Annotated in this window: 12 protein-coding genes; 9 read left to right on the forward strand and 3 right to left on the reverse strand. The window is 62.6% G+C overall.

What is annotated here, in order from left to right; translation table 11 throughout:
* The first annotated feature begins 89 nt into the window (after positions 1-89).
* Positions 90-1,214, forward strand: a complete 1,125-nt coding sequence (locus FEU76_RS12840; protein ID WP_422822513.1) for an NAD(P)H-dependent glycerol-3-phosphate dehydrogenase — start codon at positions 90-92, stop codon at positions 1,212-1,214.
* On the forward strand, positions 1,207-1,725 hold the full coding sequence (sixA, locus tag FEU76_RS12845; protein ID WP_052196368.1) for a phosphohistidine phosphatase SixA: 519 nt from the start codon (positions 1,207-1,209) through the stop codon (positions 1,723-1,725). Before FEU76_RS12840 ends, sixA begins: the two co-directional genes overlap by 8 nt.
* Positions 1,726-1,859: 134 nt before the next feature.
* On the opposite strand, the gene gatB is transcribed toward sixA, so the two are convergent.
* From gatB to gatC, 3 genes are read right to left on the reverse strand one after another with little or no spacing between them, the layout of a single operon-like run.
* On the reverse strand, positions 1,860-3,314 hold the full coding sequence (gatB, locus tag FEU76_RS12850) for an Asp-tRNA(Asn)/Glu-tRNA(Gln) amidotransferase subunit GatB (protein ID WP_016913464.1): 1,455 nt from the start codon (positions 3,312-3,314) through the stop codon (positions 1,860-1,862).
* Positions 3,314-4,774, reverse strand: a complete 1,461-nt coding sequence (gene gatA / locus FEU76_RS12855; RefSeq protein ID WP_144983532.1) for an Asp-tRNA(Asn)/Glu-tRNA(Gln) amidotransferase subunit GatA — start codon at positions 4,772-4,774, stop codon at positions 3,314-3,316. Before gatA ends, gatB begins: the two co-directional genes overlap by 1 nt.
* 59 nt (positions 4,775-4,833) lie before the next feature.
* Positions 4,834-5,121, reverse strand: a complete 288-nt coding sequence (gene gatC, locus FEU76_RS12860) for an Asp-tRNA(Asn)/Glu-tRNA(Gln) amidotransferase subunit GatC (RefSeq protein WP_039177503.1) — start codon at positions 5,119-5,121, stop codon at positions 4,834-4,836.
* Between the two features lie 229 nt (positions 5,122-5,350).
* Here gatC and FEU76_RS12865 point away from each other — a divergent pair, with 229 nt between their 5' ends.
* From FEU76_RS12865 to tldD, 7 genes are all read left to right on the forward strand, one after another.
* Positions 5,351-6,388, forward strand: coding sequence for a rod shape-determining protein (locus tag FEU76_RS12865; protein WP_039177500.1), 1,038 nt, complete (start codon positions 5,351-5,353; stop codon positions 6,386-6,388).
* A gap of 23 nt (positions 6,389-6,411) precedes the next feature.
* Positions 6,412-7,344 carry a rod shape-determining protein MreC gene (mreC, locus tag FEU76_RS12870; protein ID WP_144983535.1) on the forward strand — a complete coding sequence of 311 codons (933 nt, stop codon included), beginning with the start codon at positions 6,412-6,414 and terminating at the stop codon, positions 7,342-7,344.
* On the forward strand, positions 7,344-7,838 hold the full coding sequence (mreD, locus tag FEU76_RS12875; RefSeq protein ID WP_144983537.1) for a rod shape-determining protein MreD: 495 nt from the start codon (positions 7,344-7,346) through the stop codon (positions 7,836-7,838). The genes mreC and mreD overlap by 1 nt, the downstream gene beginning before the upstream one ends.
* Positions 7,835-8,449: a Maf family protein gene (locus tag FEU76_RS12880; protein WP_144983539.1), complete on the forward strand. Its 615-nt coding sequence runs from the start codon at positions 7,835-7,837 to the stop codon at positions 8,447-8,449. Before mreD ends, FEU76_RS12880 begins: the two co-directional genes overlap by 4 nt.
* A 75-nt stretch (positions 8,450-8,524) precedes the next feature.
* Positions 8,525-9,988, forward strand: coding sequence for a ribonuclease G (gene rng, locus FEU76_RS12885; RefSeq protein ID WP_039177490.1), 1,464 nt, complete (start codon positions 8,525-8,527; stop codon positions 9,986-9,988).
* Positions 9,988-13,854: a YhdP family phospholipid transporter gene (locus FEU76_RS12890; RefSeq protein ID WP_144983542.1), complete on the forward strand. Its 3,867-nt coding sequence runs from the start codon at positions 9,988-9,990 to the stop codon at positions 13,852-13,854. Before rng ends, FEU76_RS12890 begins: the two co-directional genes overlap by 1 nt.
* Positions 13,851-15,305: a metalloprotease TldD gene (tldD, locus tag FEU76_RS12895; RefSeq protein ID WP_039177484.1), complete on the forward strand. Its 1,455-nt coding sequence runs from the start codon at positions 13,851-13,853 to the stop codon at positions 15,303-15,305. The genes FEU76_RS12890 and tldD overlap by 4 nt, the downstream gene beginning before the upstream one ends.
* The last annotated feature ends 18 nt before the right edge of the window (positions 15,306-15,323 follow it).

Raw genomic sequence — 15,323 nt, forward strand, 5'->3', positions numbered from 1 at the left:
CGCCTGGCCTGCCAGGCGGGCCGTTTGTTTTTCGGCCTGTTTTGAACGGCGAAGGCGGCCGTTGGTGATAAAGTAGGTGATCACTATGAATGCTAAACGATCAGGATGTCATCATGGCGGATGAGCAACAGATTAAGGTCGCCGTGCTGGGCGGGGGGAGTTTTGGTACCGCCTTGGCCAGCATTGCGGCAGACAACGGTGCCCAGGTGCGCCAGTGGATGCGTGACGAAGCGCTGGTGGCGCAGATCAATCAGGAGCACCGTAATGGCCGCTACCTGCCCGATTATCCGATCAACCCTGCCGTCGAGGCGTCCACTGACCTGGAAGCCGTCCTGGTGGGCGCGGAGCTGGTGCTGATCGCCATTCCCTCCAAGGCGTTTCGCAGCGTGGTGCAGGCGGCCAAACCGTGGCTGACCGCCCAGCAGATTCTCGTCAGCACCACCAAGGGGATCGAGCAGGAGAGTTTTCTGCTGATGAGCCAGGTGCTGGAGCAGGAGACCGGCTTTAGCCATATTGGCGTGATTGCGGGCCCTAACCTGGCCTCCGAGATTGCCGATAAACAGCTGACCGCGACCGTGATTGCCAGCGCCGATGCCCTGACGCGTACCAGGGTGCAGCAGGTGCTGGGGTGTCGCTATTTCCGCGTTTACGCCAGTAATGACCGGCACGGCGTCGAATTGGGCGGGGCACTCAAGAATATCTATGCCATCGCCGCAGGCATGGCAGCGGCACTGGGCATGGGTGAAAACACCCGCAGCATGCTGATGACCCGTGCTCTGGCGGAGATGAGCCGGTTTGCCGTGGCCCAGGGGGCCAATCCGATGACGTTTCTGGGGTTGGCGGGAGTAGGTGACTTGATCGTGACCTGCTCCTCGAACCTGTCGCGTAACTATCGGGTGGGGTATGCGCTGGGCGAGGGGCGTGACCTGGAAGCTGCGGTAGAAGCGTTGGGGCAGGTCGCGGAAGGGGTCAATACTGTCAAGCTGGTGTGCGCCAAGGCTGAGGAGTTGGGCGTTTACATGCCGCTGGCGGAAGGGCTGAAGCGGGTGCTGTTCGATGGCGTGCCCGCCCAGGAAATGGCGCGCACGCTGATGCTGGGTGAGCAAAGCAGCGACGTCGAATTCATTCTGCCCCGTGAGGCCGTACAGCAGGCGCATCGGGAACAGACATCGCCCCCTCGAGTGGCGGTCAGCAAAGGAGATGTTCATGAGTGACCAGGGAAATCAGGCGCTGCGCCATGGTGGTGCGAGCCCACTGCTGATCATGCGGCATGGTGAAGCCGCTCCCGGCTTTCCAGACCCGGTGCGTGCGCTGACTCGCCGCGGCGAACAGGAGGCGGGCGCCATGGCGCGCTGGCTGGCCGCGCGGGTCAGTGAAGGAGAGCTTGCCACCCCCGTGCTGTATGCCAGCCCGTATGTGCGTGCGCAGCAAACCGCTGAGCATATCCGTGATGCCTTGGGCATTCCCTTGAATACCTTGCCGTTCATCACGCCAGACGATCCCGCCAGCGACGTTGCCGAGTGGCTGATGGCACAACAGCCCCAAGGGCCCATCATGCTGGTCAGCCATATGCCGCTGGTGGGCGAGTTGGCAGGGTTGTTGATCGAAGGCTCGCCGAGCCAAGGGCTGGGTTTCCCCACGGCGGCCATTGCCGAGCTGGAGGCCGACGTCTGGGCAGCAGGGTGCGCTCAGCTGCAGCGCTTCACCCAGCCCAGCCAGCTGTAGCGGCTGGTTGTAGAGGCTAGTTGTAGAAAGTAGCTGTAGAGAGTAGCTGTTGAAAATAGCTGAGCGAGTCCCCCACCACGCAAAGCGGCTGCCGAAGCAGCCGCTCATGGTGATGCACTGGCACTGGGGGCGCGTTACAGCAAAGCGTCCAGCTTGGTCTTGAGCAGGTCGTTCACCTGCTGGGGGTTGGCGGTGCCGCGAGAGGCCTTCATGACCTGGCCCACGAAGTAGCCGATCATCTTGCCGCGCTTCTCGGGCTCCGAATCGCGGTACTGAGCGACCTGGGCCGGGCTCTCGGCGATGACCTGATCGATCATGCCTTCGATGGCGCCAGTATCGGTCACCTGCTTCAGCCCTTTGGCATCGATGATGGCATCGGCGCTCTCCCCTTGGCCGTTCCACAGCGCCTGGAAGACCTGCTTGGCGGCCTTGCCGTTGATGGTGCCATCGAGCACGCGGCGTACCACTTCGCCCAGCTGCTGGGCCGAGACGGGGCTGTTCTGAATGCTCAGGTTTTCCCGGTTCAATGCACCGGACAGCTCGCCCTGAACCCAGTTGGCCGCCTGTTTGGCATCGCCGCACACCCGGTGGACTTCCTCGAAGAACTCCGCCATTTCGCGGCTGGCCGAGAGTACGCTGGCATCGTAAGCCGATAGCCCCAGCGCGTCCTGGAAACGAGCGCGCTTGTCGGCAGGCAGTTCCGGCAACTGGCTGCGCAGATGCTCCAGGTACGCTTCATCGAGGACCACGGGCAGCAGGTCGGGGCAGGGGAAGTAGCGGTAATCGTTGGCTTCTTCCTTGGTGCGCATGCTGCGGGTCTCATCGCGCTCCGGGTCGTACAGGCGGGTTTCCTGCACCACGCTGCCGCCATCTTCGATCAGCTCGATCTGACGCTCGACTTCGAAGGCGATGGCGCGCTCCACGAAGCGGAACGAGTTGACGTTCTTGATTTCCGCGCGCGTGCCGAACGCTTCCTGGCCTTTGGGGCGCACCGAGACGTTGACATCACAGCGCATCGAGCCTTCGGCCATGTTGCCGTCGGAAATGCCCAGGTAGGTCACGATGGAGTGGATGGCCTTCAGATAGGCCGCTGCTTCCTTGGCGTTGCGCATGTCCGGTTCGGAGACGATCTCCAGCAGCGGGGTGCCTGCGCGGTTCAGGTCGATGCCGGTCATGCCGTGGAAGTCTTCATGCAGCGACTTGCCTGCATCTTCTTCCAGGTGGGCATGGTGGATGCGGATGCGCTTGGTGGTGTCGTCGTCCAGGGTGATTTCCACCTCGCCAGCGCCCACGATGGGGTGATACATCTGGCTGGTCTGGTAGCCCTTGGGCAAGTCGGGGTAGAAGTAGTTCTTGCGGTCGAAGACCGATACTTCCGGGATCTCGGCATGGACGGCCAGGCCGAACTGAACGGCCATGGCGACCGCCTGTTCGTTCAAGACGGGCAGTACACCAGGTAGGCCCAGATCAACGGCGCAGGCCTGGGTGTTCGGCTCGGCGCCAAACGCCGTCGAGGCGCCGGAAAATATCTTGGAACGCGTTGCGAGCTGAACGTGGACCTCGAGCCCAATCACGGTTTCCCATTGCATCAGGCGTTCTCCTCGGCAAAGGCAGGCAGTTTGAGATGCCAGTCGGTGGCTTGCTGGAACTGGTGAGCGACGTTGAGCAGCTGCGCTTCGGCAAAGTGCGTGCCGAGAATTTGCAGGCCCACCGGGCGGCCGCCCGCAAATCCGGCCGGAACGCTGATGCCGGGAATGCCCGCCAGGTTCACGGCAATGGTGTAGATATCCTGCAGGTACATCGACACCGGGTCTTTCTTCGCGCCCAGGTCGAAAGCGGGCGTGGGCGATGCGGGGCCCATCAGTACATCGACATCTTCGAAGGCGTCGAGGAAGTCCTGACGAATCAGGCGACGCACCTTCTGGGCCTTGGTGTAATAAGCGTCGAAGAAGCCTTCCGACAGGGTGTGTGTGCCAATCAGGATACGCCGCTTGACCTCTTCACCAAACCCTTCGGCCCGCGAGCGGGTGTAAAGGTCGATCAGGTCGGCAGGCGCCTTGCAGCGGTGACCGAAGCGCACGCCGTCGAAGCGCGACAGGTTGGAGGAAGCTTCAGCGGGGGCAATCACGTAGTAGGCCGGGATGGCGTAGTGCGTGTGGGGCAGGCTGACCTCCCGCACCGTGGCACCCAGCGACTCGTAAACCTTGACGGCGTCACGCACGGCTTGCTCGACTTCCGGGTCGAGGCCGTCGCCAAAATACTCCTTGGGCAGGCCGATTTTCAGGCCTGACAGCGGCGCGTTGAGTGTTTCGGTGTAGTCAGGCACGCCACGGGCGACGCTGGTGGAGTCGCGCAGGTCGTGCCCGGCAATCACGTTGAGCAGCAGGGCGCAATCCTCTGCGGTACGTGCCATCGGGCCTGCCTGGTCGAGGCTTGAGGCGTAGGCAATCATGCCGTAACGGGAGACGCGCCCATAGGTGGGCTTCAATCCGGTGATGCCGCAGAACGCGGCCGGCTGACGAATGGAGCCGCCGGTGTCGGTGCCCATGGCCGCGGGGACGAGCCCTGCCGCTACCGCCGCCGCGCTACCGCCGGAGCTGCCGCCGGGGACTGCCGTCAGGTCCCAGGGGTTCTTGACCGCACCATAGTGGCTGTTTTCGTTGGACGAGCCCATGGCGAACTCGTCCATATTGGTCTTGCCGAGGCTGATGGTGCCAGCGGCCGCCAGCTTTTCCACCACGGTGGCATCGTAAGGCGCGATGAAATTATCGAGCATTTTGGAGCCGCAGGTGGTCTTGACGCTCTGGGTGCAGAAAATGTCTTTCAGCGCCAAGGGGATGCCAGCCAGCTTGCTCGCCTTGCCTGCCGCCCGTGCCTGGTCGGCGGCTTCGGCCGTGTTCAGCGCCTGCTCGGCGGTCACCGTGATGAAGCTGTTGAGCTTGCCATCGGCTTTTTCGATGCGCTGCAAAAAGTGGGAGGTCAGCTCTCGGCTGGAGAGTTCACCGCTATCCAGGGCGGCGGCGAGCTGCGTTACGGTTTTATCGTGCATGACCCGGAAGCTCCGTTCGGGGGCGAATGAAATAAGCAGAAACGAGCGGGGTGCGGTGGTTATTCAACCACGCGAGGCACCAGATACAGGCCGTTTTCCACTGCCGGAGCACAGCGCTGGAAAGCGTCGCGCTGATTGGTTTCGGTGACTTCGTCAGCGCGCAGGCGCTGCGTGGCATCCAGCGGGTGGGCCAGTGGCGCCACGCCTTCGGTATCCACGCTCTGGAGCTGGTCGACCATGTCCAGAATGCGGCTGAGATCGTCGACGAAGCTACTGGCTTGGTCATCGCTGACGGCGAGTCGGGCCAGATGTGCGGCCCGGCGCACATGAGATTCTTCAAGCGCCATGATCGAGGTTTCCTCGCAAACGTGATGGAACATATTCCGCTTTGAGCGGTATACATACGGTCATCTTAAATTCGTCTTGTGGAGCAGACGTGGAAAATAGCCGCAAAAGGTACCACATATTGCCCCCCTCGGGCACTATTGGGCACGACTCGTGCTTGCTGCCAAGGGGTTGCGGTGATACCGTTTGCATCCGCACAGGGTTCCCGGTCTGCACTAGGTAACAACATCCATGTTCAAACGTTTGAGGGGGCTGTTTTCCAGCGATCTGTCGATCGACTTGGGTACGGCCAACACACTGATTTATGTACGCGGTCGTGGCATCGTGCTCGATGAACCGTCCGTAGTCGCCATCCGCCAATCCGGTAGCATGCGCAGCGTGGCTTCGGTCGGCGCCGACGCGAAGCGTATGCTCGGTCGCACGCCTGGCAATATCACGGCCATTCGACCCATGAAGGACGGCGTCATTGCCGACTTTACCGTTACCGAGCAGATGCTCCAGCACTTCATTCGCAAGGTGCATCAGAGTACGTTTCTGACGCCCAGCCCGCGTGTCCTGGTCTGCGTGCCCTGCATGTCGACTCAGGTAGAGCGCCGTGCCATCCGCGAGTCCGCCGAAGGGGCGGGTGCCCGCGAAGTCTTCCTGATCGAAGAGCCCATGGCTGCGGCCATCGGTGCAGGCTTGCCGGTAGAAGAAGCGCAGGGGTCGATGGTGGTGGACATTGGTGGCGGTACCACCGAGATCGCCATCATCTCACTCAACGGGGTAGTCTATTCCGAATCGATCCGCGTAGGCGGTGACCGTTTTGACGAGGCGATCACCGCGTACGTGCGCCGCCATTACGGTAGCCTGATCGGCGAAGCCACGGCCGAGCGCATCAAGGAAGAGATCGGGTGTGCCTACCCGGGTGGCGAGCTGCGCGAGATCGACGTGCGCGGCCGTAACCTGGCAGAGGGCATCCCGCGAAGCTTCACGCTCAACTCCCACGAGATTCTCGAGGCGCTCCAGGAAACGCTGGGCTCTATCGTATCTGCCGTCAAGAGCGCGCTGGAGCAGTCGCCCCCCGAGCTTGCCTCGGACATCGCTGAACGCGGCCTGGTGCTGACCGGCGGTGGCGCGCTGCTGCGTGACCTCGACAAGCTGATCGCCGAAGAGACGGGCCTGCCGGTCATCGTGGCCGAAGATCCGCTGACCTGCGTGGCGCGTGGCGGTGGCAAGGCGCTGGAGATGATTGACCAGCATACCTTTGAGTTACTGTCGAGCGATTGATCGCAGCGGTTTGACGCGGGGGATTGCCTATTAAACCGCTGTTTTCTCACGGGCCGTTACCCGGTTACCGGCTTTTCTTCTGTGTGCTGGCGGCAAGCGTGCTGATGTTTGTCGACCAGCGTTTCACGCGCATGGAAGATATTCGCGCCCAGATGACCATGGTCGTTGCCCCCATTCAGTGGGTGGTGAGCGTGCCCAGCGACATCTTGAACTGGGGGGCGCTGGCGCTCTCTGACCAGCAAGCGCTGGTGGATGAGAATCGCCGCCTGCGAGAGCAGATCCTGACGCTGTCCCATCGTGGGCAGCGGCTTGCCAACCTGACCGCCGAAAACGCCGAGCTGCGCACGCTGCTCAAGGCGGGCGAGCGTCGTGAGATTCCCTACATCACGGCCGAATTGCTGTCGCTGGACAACGACCCCTTTACCCATCAAATGGTCGTCGACCGAGGGCATCGTAACGGCGCCTATGTCGGACAGCCAGTGATCGATGCGTCTGGGTTGGTCGGTCAGGTGACCGCTGTGTCTGCCTACTCCAGCCGCGTGCTGTTGCTGGCGGATGCAAGTCATGCCTTGCCGGTTCAGGTCAATCGAAACGGCCTGCGTTTCATTGTGCAGGGCACCGGCCGTTATGGCAGCGTCAGCGTGCTGCACGTACCGGATACTGCCGACATTCGCGAAGGAGACTTGTTGACCACCTCCGGGTTGGCGGGTCGCTTTCCTCCTGGGTATCCCGTGGCCCGTGTCACCGAGGTGTACCATGACCCCGGCCAACCGTTTGCACGTGTCATGGCCGAGCCTGCCGCCCAGCTGCAACGCTCACGGCATTTTCTGATGCTCTTTCCACCGCCCCGCGAAGAGTTCGACGCGTCTAACTGGGATGAGTCCATGGATATCTCGGCGCAGGCCGTGCATGCCGCTCAGCGTCTGGCCGAGTCTCATTCACAGGAGGCGCCTTGATGGCTAGGGCTCCCGTTGTGCCGCTGTTCGCCGTTTGGCTGAGCCTGCTGCTGGCGCTGTGCTTGCAGGTCATGCCGGTGGCGGATGGCTGGCAGGTGTTTCGCCCCGAATGGGTGGGCCTCATGCTCATCTACTGGAGCATGCGCTCACCGGACCGAGTCGGGGTCTTTCACGGCTTCGTGGTGGGCCTGCTGCTGGACCTGATCGAAGGGACCGCGCTGGGCCAACACGCGCTCATCTTGTCGCTGTTGGCGTTTCTGGCTGCCATGGTCTATCCACGTTTTCGCGCTTATTCGCTGGTGCAGCAGGCCGTGCTGGTGCTGGTGCTGCTGGGGCTGGTGCAGCTGGTCGAGCAGTGGTTGCGTACCTTGACCGGCGAGTTTTCGATCCACCTCTCCTTCCTGATTCCCTCGCTGATGAGTGCGCTGTTGTGGCCTTGGCTGGCCACCATGCTGGTGGCTCTGGAGCGGCGCATGATGAGCAGTGGAACATGAGCGAGGTGATTTCCGGCGCATCCTCCCCGCCGGTGCTCTGCCTGGCGTCTGCGTCGCCGCGTCGCAAGGCGCTGCTGGCGTCGATTGGCGTGCCTGTCAGCGTGCTGCCCAGCGATATCGATGAAACGCCGCTGGCCGATGAGTCGGCCTTGGCGTATGTGGAGCGGCTGGCCATCGCCAAGGCCAGCGCGGCCATGGGCCGAACGCACTTGCCGGTGCTCGGGTCGGATACGGCAGTCGTGGTGGCGGGGGATATTCTTGGCAAGCCCCGAGACCAGCAACATGCCGCCGAGATGTTGAAACGGCTCTCGGGGGGTACGCATCAAGTACTGACCGCGGTGGCAGTGAGTGGGCCGCTGGGTATACTCTCATGTTGTGTCACGACTCATGTCACCATGCGCTCATTGAGCCGCGAGGAAATCGCCTGCTATTGGCAGACCGGTGAGCCCGTGGACAAAGCCGGTGGCTATGCCATACAAGGGCTTGCTTCGGTGTTCGTCGAAGAAATTCAGGGCAGTCACTCTGCCGTCGTGGGGCTGCCGCTATTTGAAACCACGCGCTTGCTTGTCCAGCAGGGAGTGCCCGTTTGGGCGGGCCGATATCCAACGTAGCGATTGGGCCCGCCCTGGCACCTGGCGACGACCGCTGCGCTGGCACGGAACCGGATATTCAATAAGGAATTGTGCATGAGCGGTGAAGTCCTTATCAATTTGACGCCCATGGAGACCCGCGTCGCGCTGGTGGAAAATGGCGTGTTGCAGGAGGCGCTCATCGAGCGTTCTCGTCGCCGTGGGATCGTGGGTAATATCTACAAAGGCAAAGTGGTTCGCGTACTGCCTGGCATGCAGGCTGCCTTTGTCGATATTGGCCTTGAACGCGCCGCTTTCATTCATGCCCATGAAGTGATGCCGCCCGGCACCCCCAGCGATGAGCAGCAGACCATCGGGCAGTTGCTGCACGAAGGTCAGGCTCTGGTCGTGCAGGTCACCAAGGACCCTATCGGCACGAAAGGGGCGCGGCTGACTACCCATCTCTCGATTCCTTCGCGTTACCTGGTCTACATGCCGGACTCGCCTCACCATGGTGTTTCCCAGCGCATCGAAGACGAACGCGAGCGTGAGCGGCTGAAAGCGCTGCTGGACAAGAGCATCGCAGAACAGACCATCGACGTGACGGGTGGCTTCATCGTGCGCACGGCGGCAGAAGGCGTGGGCGATGAAGAGCTGGCCAGCGACATGTATTTTCTGCTGCGTATCTGGCGCAAGGTCAGCGAGCGCAAGATCACCGCTTCCCCGCCTAGCGTGATCTATGACGACTTGCCGCTGTTCATGCGCACCCTGCGTGACGTCATGCGCGATGACATCGAAAAAGTGCGCATCGACTCCCGGGAAAACTTCGTCAAGCTGGTCGAGTTTGCCGAAGAGTTCATGCCCGACGCGGTGGACCGTATCGAGTACTACCCGGGCGAGCGACCGATTTTTGACCTCTACAGCGTCGAAGACGAGATTCAGAAAGCCCTGGGGCGCAAGGTGCAGCTCAAATCCGGTGGGTATCTGGTCATCGATCCTACCGAAGCCATGACGACCATCGACGTCAACACCGGTGGGTACGTCGGTCATCGCAATCTGGAAGAGACCATTTTCAAGACCAACCTGGAAGCCGCGACGGCCATTGCCCGTCAGTTACGGCTGCGCAACCTGGGCGGTATCATCATTATCGACTTCATCGACATGGTGGATGTCGAGCATCAGCGTCAGGTGCTTCGCGTATTGGAAAAGGCGCTGGAGCGTGACCATGCAAAAACCAAATGTACCGGGGTAACCGAGCTGGGGCTGGTGCAGCTGACCCGCAAGCGTACGCGGGAAAGTCTCGAACAAACGCTGTGCGAGGCCTGTCCCACCTGCGCCGGCCGCGGCACTTTGAAGACCCCCGAAACCATCTGCTACGAAATCTTCCGCGAAATCCTGCGTGAAGAGCGTGCCTACAGCGCAGAAACCTACATGGTGCTGGCCTCTCAGCCGGTGGTGGATCGTTTGTTGGATGAAGAGTCGGCGGCCGTGGCTGACCTGGAAACCTTCATCAACAAGACCATTCGCTTTCAGGTCGAGCAGCACTACTCCCAAGAGCAGTACGATATCGTACTCATGTGATGGCTGCGTCAAGCTCCTTACTCCGCCTCTTGCTTCGCGTCGTACTGGTGACGCTGGCAGTACTGCTGGGCCTGCTGGCGTTACTACTGTTGACGCTGCGCGTGGCCCTCAGCCAGAGTGAGGCACTCGCGCCACGCATCGAAGCCGTGCTGGAAGCCAGAATCGGTGCGCCGGTGAGTATCGGGCAAGTATCGCTCTCGTTGGCGCGCAATGATCTGCGTTTCCTGCTCGAAGACCTGCGTATCGATACCCCTCAAGGCGACCCGCTGGCTGCCGTCGAGCGCGTGCATTTACGCCTGGATGGTTTGGCGAGCCTGCGCCATTGGGCACCCATTTTCAGCGATGCCCGCATGGCGGGCCTCGAGTTCCACCTCTATCAAACCCCTGGAACCACCTGGGGATGGCCGGCGCCCGCCAGGCTTCCCTTGGGCATGGCCCCGCAGCCGGATATCGATCTGGCGTTGATCGACGCCTGGGCAGGGTTGTTGCTCCGGCAGCGTCTGTGGGTAGACAACAGCCGCGTGCTGCTGCATGGGCGTGAGCAGACGGTGCTGTTGCATGCACCGTCGCTGGTGCTGGATGGCGACGAGCGTCGGACGCGGCTCTCTGGCGAGTTGAATGTCGTGGAAGACCCCGACCAGCAAGCCGCGGCGCTGCCTGCCATCACCATGGGCGCCGAGATGCAGCCAGGTGCGCGTGGCTTGAGTGATTTTTCGGCCGCGCTGCAGATGAATATGCAGCTGGATCATCTGGTGGTGCTGGCAGCGCTGTTTCGACCCGAGCAGATGCCGTATCTGGAGCAGGCGGGCGGTCAGGTCCAGCTATGGGGACGCTGGCGAGAAGGTCGCCTTGAGGATGCCCGACTTGCGGTCGATATGCCCGAGCTGACCCTGCGCCGGGATGTGGAGTATGCCGTGCTGCGCAACATCCAGGCCTCCGGGCAGTGGCAGCGCAACGGGGAGGGCGGTGAAGCCTGGCTGAGCGGCAACGCAGAAAGCGTCGAGTGGGCACAGCCAGAGGGCATCAGCGATGGTCCTGCCCTACCTTACCACTGGTATCTGGCCCACGAGCCCGGCCGTTGGGAACTGCGCACCAGCGCCTTCGAACTGGCCTCGCTGGCCGCCTGGCGCGAGTACGCCCTGTTGCCCGAGTCGCTGACGCGGGTGCTGCAAACCCTGGCCCCCCGAGGGCAGGTGCAGGGGCTGCGGCTAGGACAGCGTGAAGGGCGCTGGGGGGTCGATGCCGCGCTGACCAACGTTGCGGTCGACCCGTGGCAGCAGGCACCCGGTGGTGGCCCTCTGGATGCCTGGGTGCAGGCGCGTGACCTGCGTGGCCGGGTGACCTTCAGCAGTGCGGGCAACAGCGAACTCTACTTCCCGCAGCTCTTCGAAGCGCCCATGCAGCTGGGGCATGCCGAGGGCGTGGTGGAGTGGGTCTACGATGGCCCACGTACCATGATCAGCGGGCGTGAGCTTAAAGTCGATTGGGATGGCGCCCGCATCGAGGGTGGCTTTGGCCTGATCACGGGGCAGCAGCGTGGTCAGTTTGGTCTCGACCTCGCCTTCGAGAATGTCGATGCCGTGGAGCGCCCGTTAGGGCAATGGTTGCCGCTGGGTGTGTTGGGGCCGGAGTTGCGTGAATGGTTGCAAAAAGACATCGGTGGCCGAGTGCCGCAGGGGGCGCTCAAGATGAGTCTGCCGTTTGGAGAGCGCGGTAGCGCACCGCCATTTTCCGCCACGCTGGCGCTGCTGGTGCGCGAGGGGTACTTGCCGATTGCCGATGGTTGGCCGCTGCTGGAAGAGGTCGATGGTCGCCTGATATGGCAAGGTGGAGAGCTGAAGGCACAAGTGACGAGTGCACAGAGCCAGGGTGTCCAGCTATCCGAGGGGGCCGTCCAGTTGGATGAAGACAACGTGCTGCGTCTGTCGGGACACTTGCACAGTGATGGCGCCTCGCTGCTGCGCTTTCTCAAGGCCACGCCAGAGGCGGGCGGGTTACCGCTCGACGAGCTCAGTGCCGAAGGCGTGGTAGAAGGCTCCTTGGCGGCGGTCGTGCCTTTGGCGCATCCAGAAGGACTGTCGCTGGATATCAACGTGGTGCCTTCTCTGGAGGTCGTGCGCTATCAACCACTACCCTTGTCACTGCGTCAGGTCGAAGGCGAGGTGAACTGGCAGCAGTCGGGCGAGCAGCGTGCGCTGCTGGGTAACCTGCAGGGGCGTTGGCAAGGTGGGGGAATCCGGGCCGACTTTGATGAAGATCAGCAGCGGGTGCAGCTCAGCGGCGATGTAGACAGCGCAGCGCTCTGGGCATTGGCGGACATGCCGGACACGGCGCGCGAAGTACTGCGTGGGCGAACGACCTGGGAAGGCGTGGTGGATTGGGGGGACAGCCCCACCTTGACCCTGCAAAGCCAGCTGGTCGGGCTGACTAGCCAGTTGCCCGAGCCGTTCGACAAACGTGCCGAGCAGCCTTGGCCGTTGCGGGTGCGTGCCGACGTTTCCAGGTCCAGAGGAGAAGTACGGATTGCCGATCTGCTGGCCATGCGTCTGGCGCTCAGAGAGCCAGAGGGGTTGGCGGGAGCGGTCGCGCTGGGTAGCGTGGCACCCCTGGTAGACTGGCCCCAGCAGTCTGGCTGGAAAATAGATGCATCGCTGGAGCATATCGACCCTCTGGCTTGGCAGCAGGCCGTGTCGCCGCTTTTCGACAGTGGTGCGGATGGGCTGACGACGCCAGGGGAGTTGCCGACCCTCGAAGCCGTGCTGAGGACGTCCTGTTTACGTTATCGAGACGAGTGTCTGGGCGCCATGACGGCGTCCGGCAGTGCCGAGGCGGACCGAGCGCAGCTGCAAATCAATGGTGAGCTGCTGTCGGGACGCTTGAGCTATCAGCCTCGCGAGGCTCGTCCGCTGGATGTGGTGGTGAGCTATCTGGCCGCTGACCGTCTGCTTGACTTGCCCGGTGAGGAGCAGGCCAACGCCGTCTCTGCACCAGACTCCTGGCTGGATGAGATCACCACCGAATACGCGGCTCCAGCCCCTATCCCCGAATGGCTGGCCTCCGTGCCCGATGGGCGATTGCGACTGGCCGAACTGAGTGTTGGCAATGGCCTTTACGGTCCTCTGACGGCGTATTGGCAAACGAACGATCAGCGTCTCTCGATTGCGCCGGTGGGGCTGACGTTGGGGCAGCTCTCGGCGCGTGGCGAGCTGCACTGGGAAGGTAATCCGGTGACCAGCCGCACGCGCGCTGACCTGACGATCCAGGGGGGAGATCTGGGCACTGCCCTGGAGCGTCTGGGGCAGCCCGTTGCCATGCGCAGCCGCACCACCAACGTGGCCGCCGAGCTTGCCTGGGCGGGGGCGCCCTGGCAGTTTGCGCTGGCCCGCGCAGGTGGGGAGCTGAGCACGGATATTCGTGACGGGCGCTTCGTGATGCTCGACTCGGCACCTGCTCGGCTGGTGGGGCTGCTCAACTTCGATAACATTCTGCGCAGACTGCGCTTTGATTTTTCGGATGTGACCGGGCAAGGGACGGCGTTCGATCGGGTGCATGGCACGGCAGACGTGGCCCAAGGGCAGCTGTTGCTGCGTGGCCCCCTACAAATTGATGCCCCTGCCACGACCTTTACGCTGACAGGAAATGTTAATCTCTTGCAGCGCGAACTCGATCAGCGTCTTGGCGTCACACTGCCAGTGAGCCAAAGTCTGCCTATCGCTGCAATCGCGGTGGGTGCTCCCATCGTCGGTGGGGCGCTCTTTATTGCCGACCGGCTTTTTGGTGACGCACTGGCCCAGGCCACCACCATTCATTATCGCGTGCGAGGTCCCTGGACCTCGCCGCAGGTTACTTTAGAAGGCCCTCAATGACCGCACACACAAGCGATATAGAGTCTGCAATTTCCATTTTGCTAACGCCGGGTGGTCTCGATCTGGAAGCCCTGGATACGGGCCTTGGCTACGCCATGGGGGCAGGCATCGATTATGCTGACCTTTACTTTCAGCGCACCTGGCAGGAGGGGTGGGTGCTGGAAGACGGTGAGGTCAAGGAAGCGAGTTACAACATCGATGGCGGGGTCGGTGTGCGGGCGCTGGCCGGTGAAAAAACCGGCTTTGCCTACTCCAACCAGATTACTGCCGATGCTCTGATGGATACCGGACGCACCGCGTCGGGCATCGTGCGCAGTGGCAAGCAGTTGCCTGGCCAGCGTGTCGTGCCGGTAAGCGCAGCGGCGCGCTATGCAGGTATCGACCCGCTGGCAGGGCTGAGCGCCGAGGAGAAGGTGGCCATGCTGAAGCAGGCCGACCGCGTCGCGCGCGCTGCCGACCCCAGCATCAGCCAGGTCAGTGCCTCGCTGTCCGGCACCTACGAAGTCGTGCTGGTGCGCGCTAGCGACGGTACCCTGGCGGCGGACGTGCGACCGCTGGTACGTTTCAATGTCAGCGTGATCGCGGCCAAGAATGGCCGTCGGGAGCGGGGTAGCGCCGGTGGCGGTGGGCGCTACTCCATGGCTCGCCTGCGCGATGAGGGGGTGGCCGAGCGCTATGCCCAGGAGGCCGTGCGTCAGGCGCTGGTCAACCTGGAAGCGGTGGATGCACCCGCTGGACAGATGCCCGTGGTGCTTGGCGCTGGATGGCCTGGCATCCTCTTGCACGAGGCGGTCGGGCACGGCCTGGAGGGTGACTTCAATCGCAAGGGCAGCTCGGCTTTCGCCGGGCGAATGGGTCAGCGCGTGGCGGCCAAGGGCGTCACCGTGGTAGACGATGCCACGGTCATGGATAGCCGCGGGGCGCTCAGCGTCGATGACGAGGGCACGCCGGGCCAGTACACCCCTCTGATCGAGGATGGCATTCTCACCGGCTACATGCAGGACAAGCTGAACGCGCGATTGATGAACATGGCGCCAACCGGGAACGCGCGGCGTGAGTCCTTTGCCCACCTGCCGATGCCGCGTATGACCAACACGGTGATGCTGGCCGGGCAAGATGCGCCGGAAGACATCATCAAGAGCGTCAAGCGCGGCCTTTACGCGGTCAGCTTCGGTGGCGGGCAGGTAGATATCACGTCGGGCAAGTTCGTGTTTTCAGCCAGCGAAGCCTACCTGATCGAAGATGGCCGCATCACCTCGCCAGTCAAGGGCGCCACGCTGATCGGCAATGGCCCTGAGGCGATGGGACGAGTGTCCATGATTGGCCATGACCTGGCCATGGATACCGGGATTGGGGTATGCGGCAAGGAGGGCCAGGGCGTGCCGGTAGGCGTTGGGCAGCCCACCCTCAAGCTGGACGAGCTGACCGTCGGTGGCACGCAATCCGGCTAGTCAGACAGCGCAGCTCGT

The sequence above is a fragment of the Halomonas sp. C22 genome (genome assembly GCF_007655045.1).
GTDB classification, from domain to species: Bacteria; Pseudomonadota; Gammaproteobacteria; order Pseudomonadales; family Halomonadaceae; genus Vreelandella; species Vreelandella hamiltonii.

Excerpts from the sequence above, each read along its gene's own strand:
- rng (WP_039177490.1), top strand. The coding sequence starts at position 8,525 with ATGAGCGGTGAAGTCCTTATCAATTTGACGCCCATGGAGACCCGCGTC.
- FEU76_RS12865 (WP_039177500.1), top strand. The coding sequence starts at position 5,351 with ATGTTCAAACGTTTGAGGGGGCTGTTTTCCAGCGATCTGTCGATCGAC.
- tldD (WP_039177484.1), top strand. The coding sequence starts at position 13,851 with ATGACCGCACACACAAGCGATATAGAGTCTGCAATTTCCATTTTGCTA.
- gatB (WP_016913464.1), bottom strand. The coding sequence starts at position 3,314 with ATGCAATGGGAAACCGTGATTGGGCTCGAGGTCCACGTTCAGCTCGCA.
- gatC (WP_039177503.1), bottom strand. The coding sequence starts at position 5,121 with ATGGCGCTTGAAGAATCTCATGTGCGCCGGGCCGCACATCTGGCCCGA.
- FEU76_RS12890 (WP_144983542.1), top strand. The coding sequence starts at position 9,988 with ATGGCTGCGTCAAGCTCCTTACTCCGCCTCTTGCTTCGCGTCGTACTG.
- FEU76_RS12880 (WP_144983539.1), top strand. The coding sequence starts at position 7,835 with ATGAGCGAGGTGATTTCCGGCGCATCCTCCCCGCCGGTGCTCTGCCTG.
- gatA (WP_144983532.1), bottom strand. The coding sequence starts at position 4,774 with ATGCACGATAAAACCGTAACGCAGCTCGCCGCCGCCCTGGATAGCGGT.
- mreD (WP_144983537.1), top strand. The coding sequence starts at position 7,344 with ATGGCTAGGGCTCCCGTTGTGCCGCTGTTCGCCGTTTGGCTGAGCCTG.
- FEU76_RS12840 (WP_422822513.1), top strand. The coding sequence starts at position 90 with ATGCTAAACGATCAGGATGTCATCATGGCGGATGAGCAACAGATTAAG.
- sixA (WP_052196368.1), top strand. The coding sequence starts at position 1,207 with ATGAGTGACCAGGGAAATCAGGCGCTGCGCCATGGTGGTGCGAGCCCA.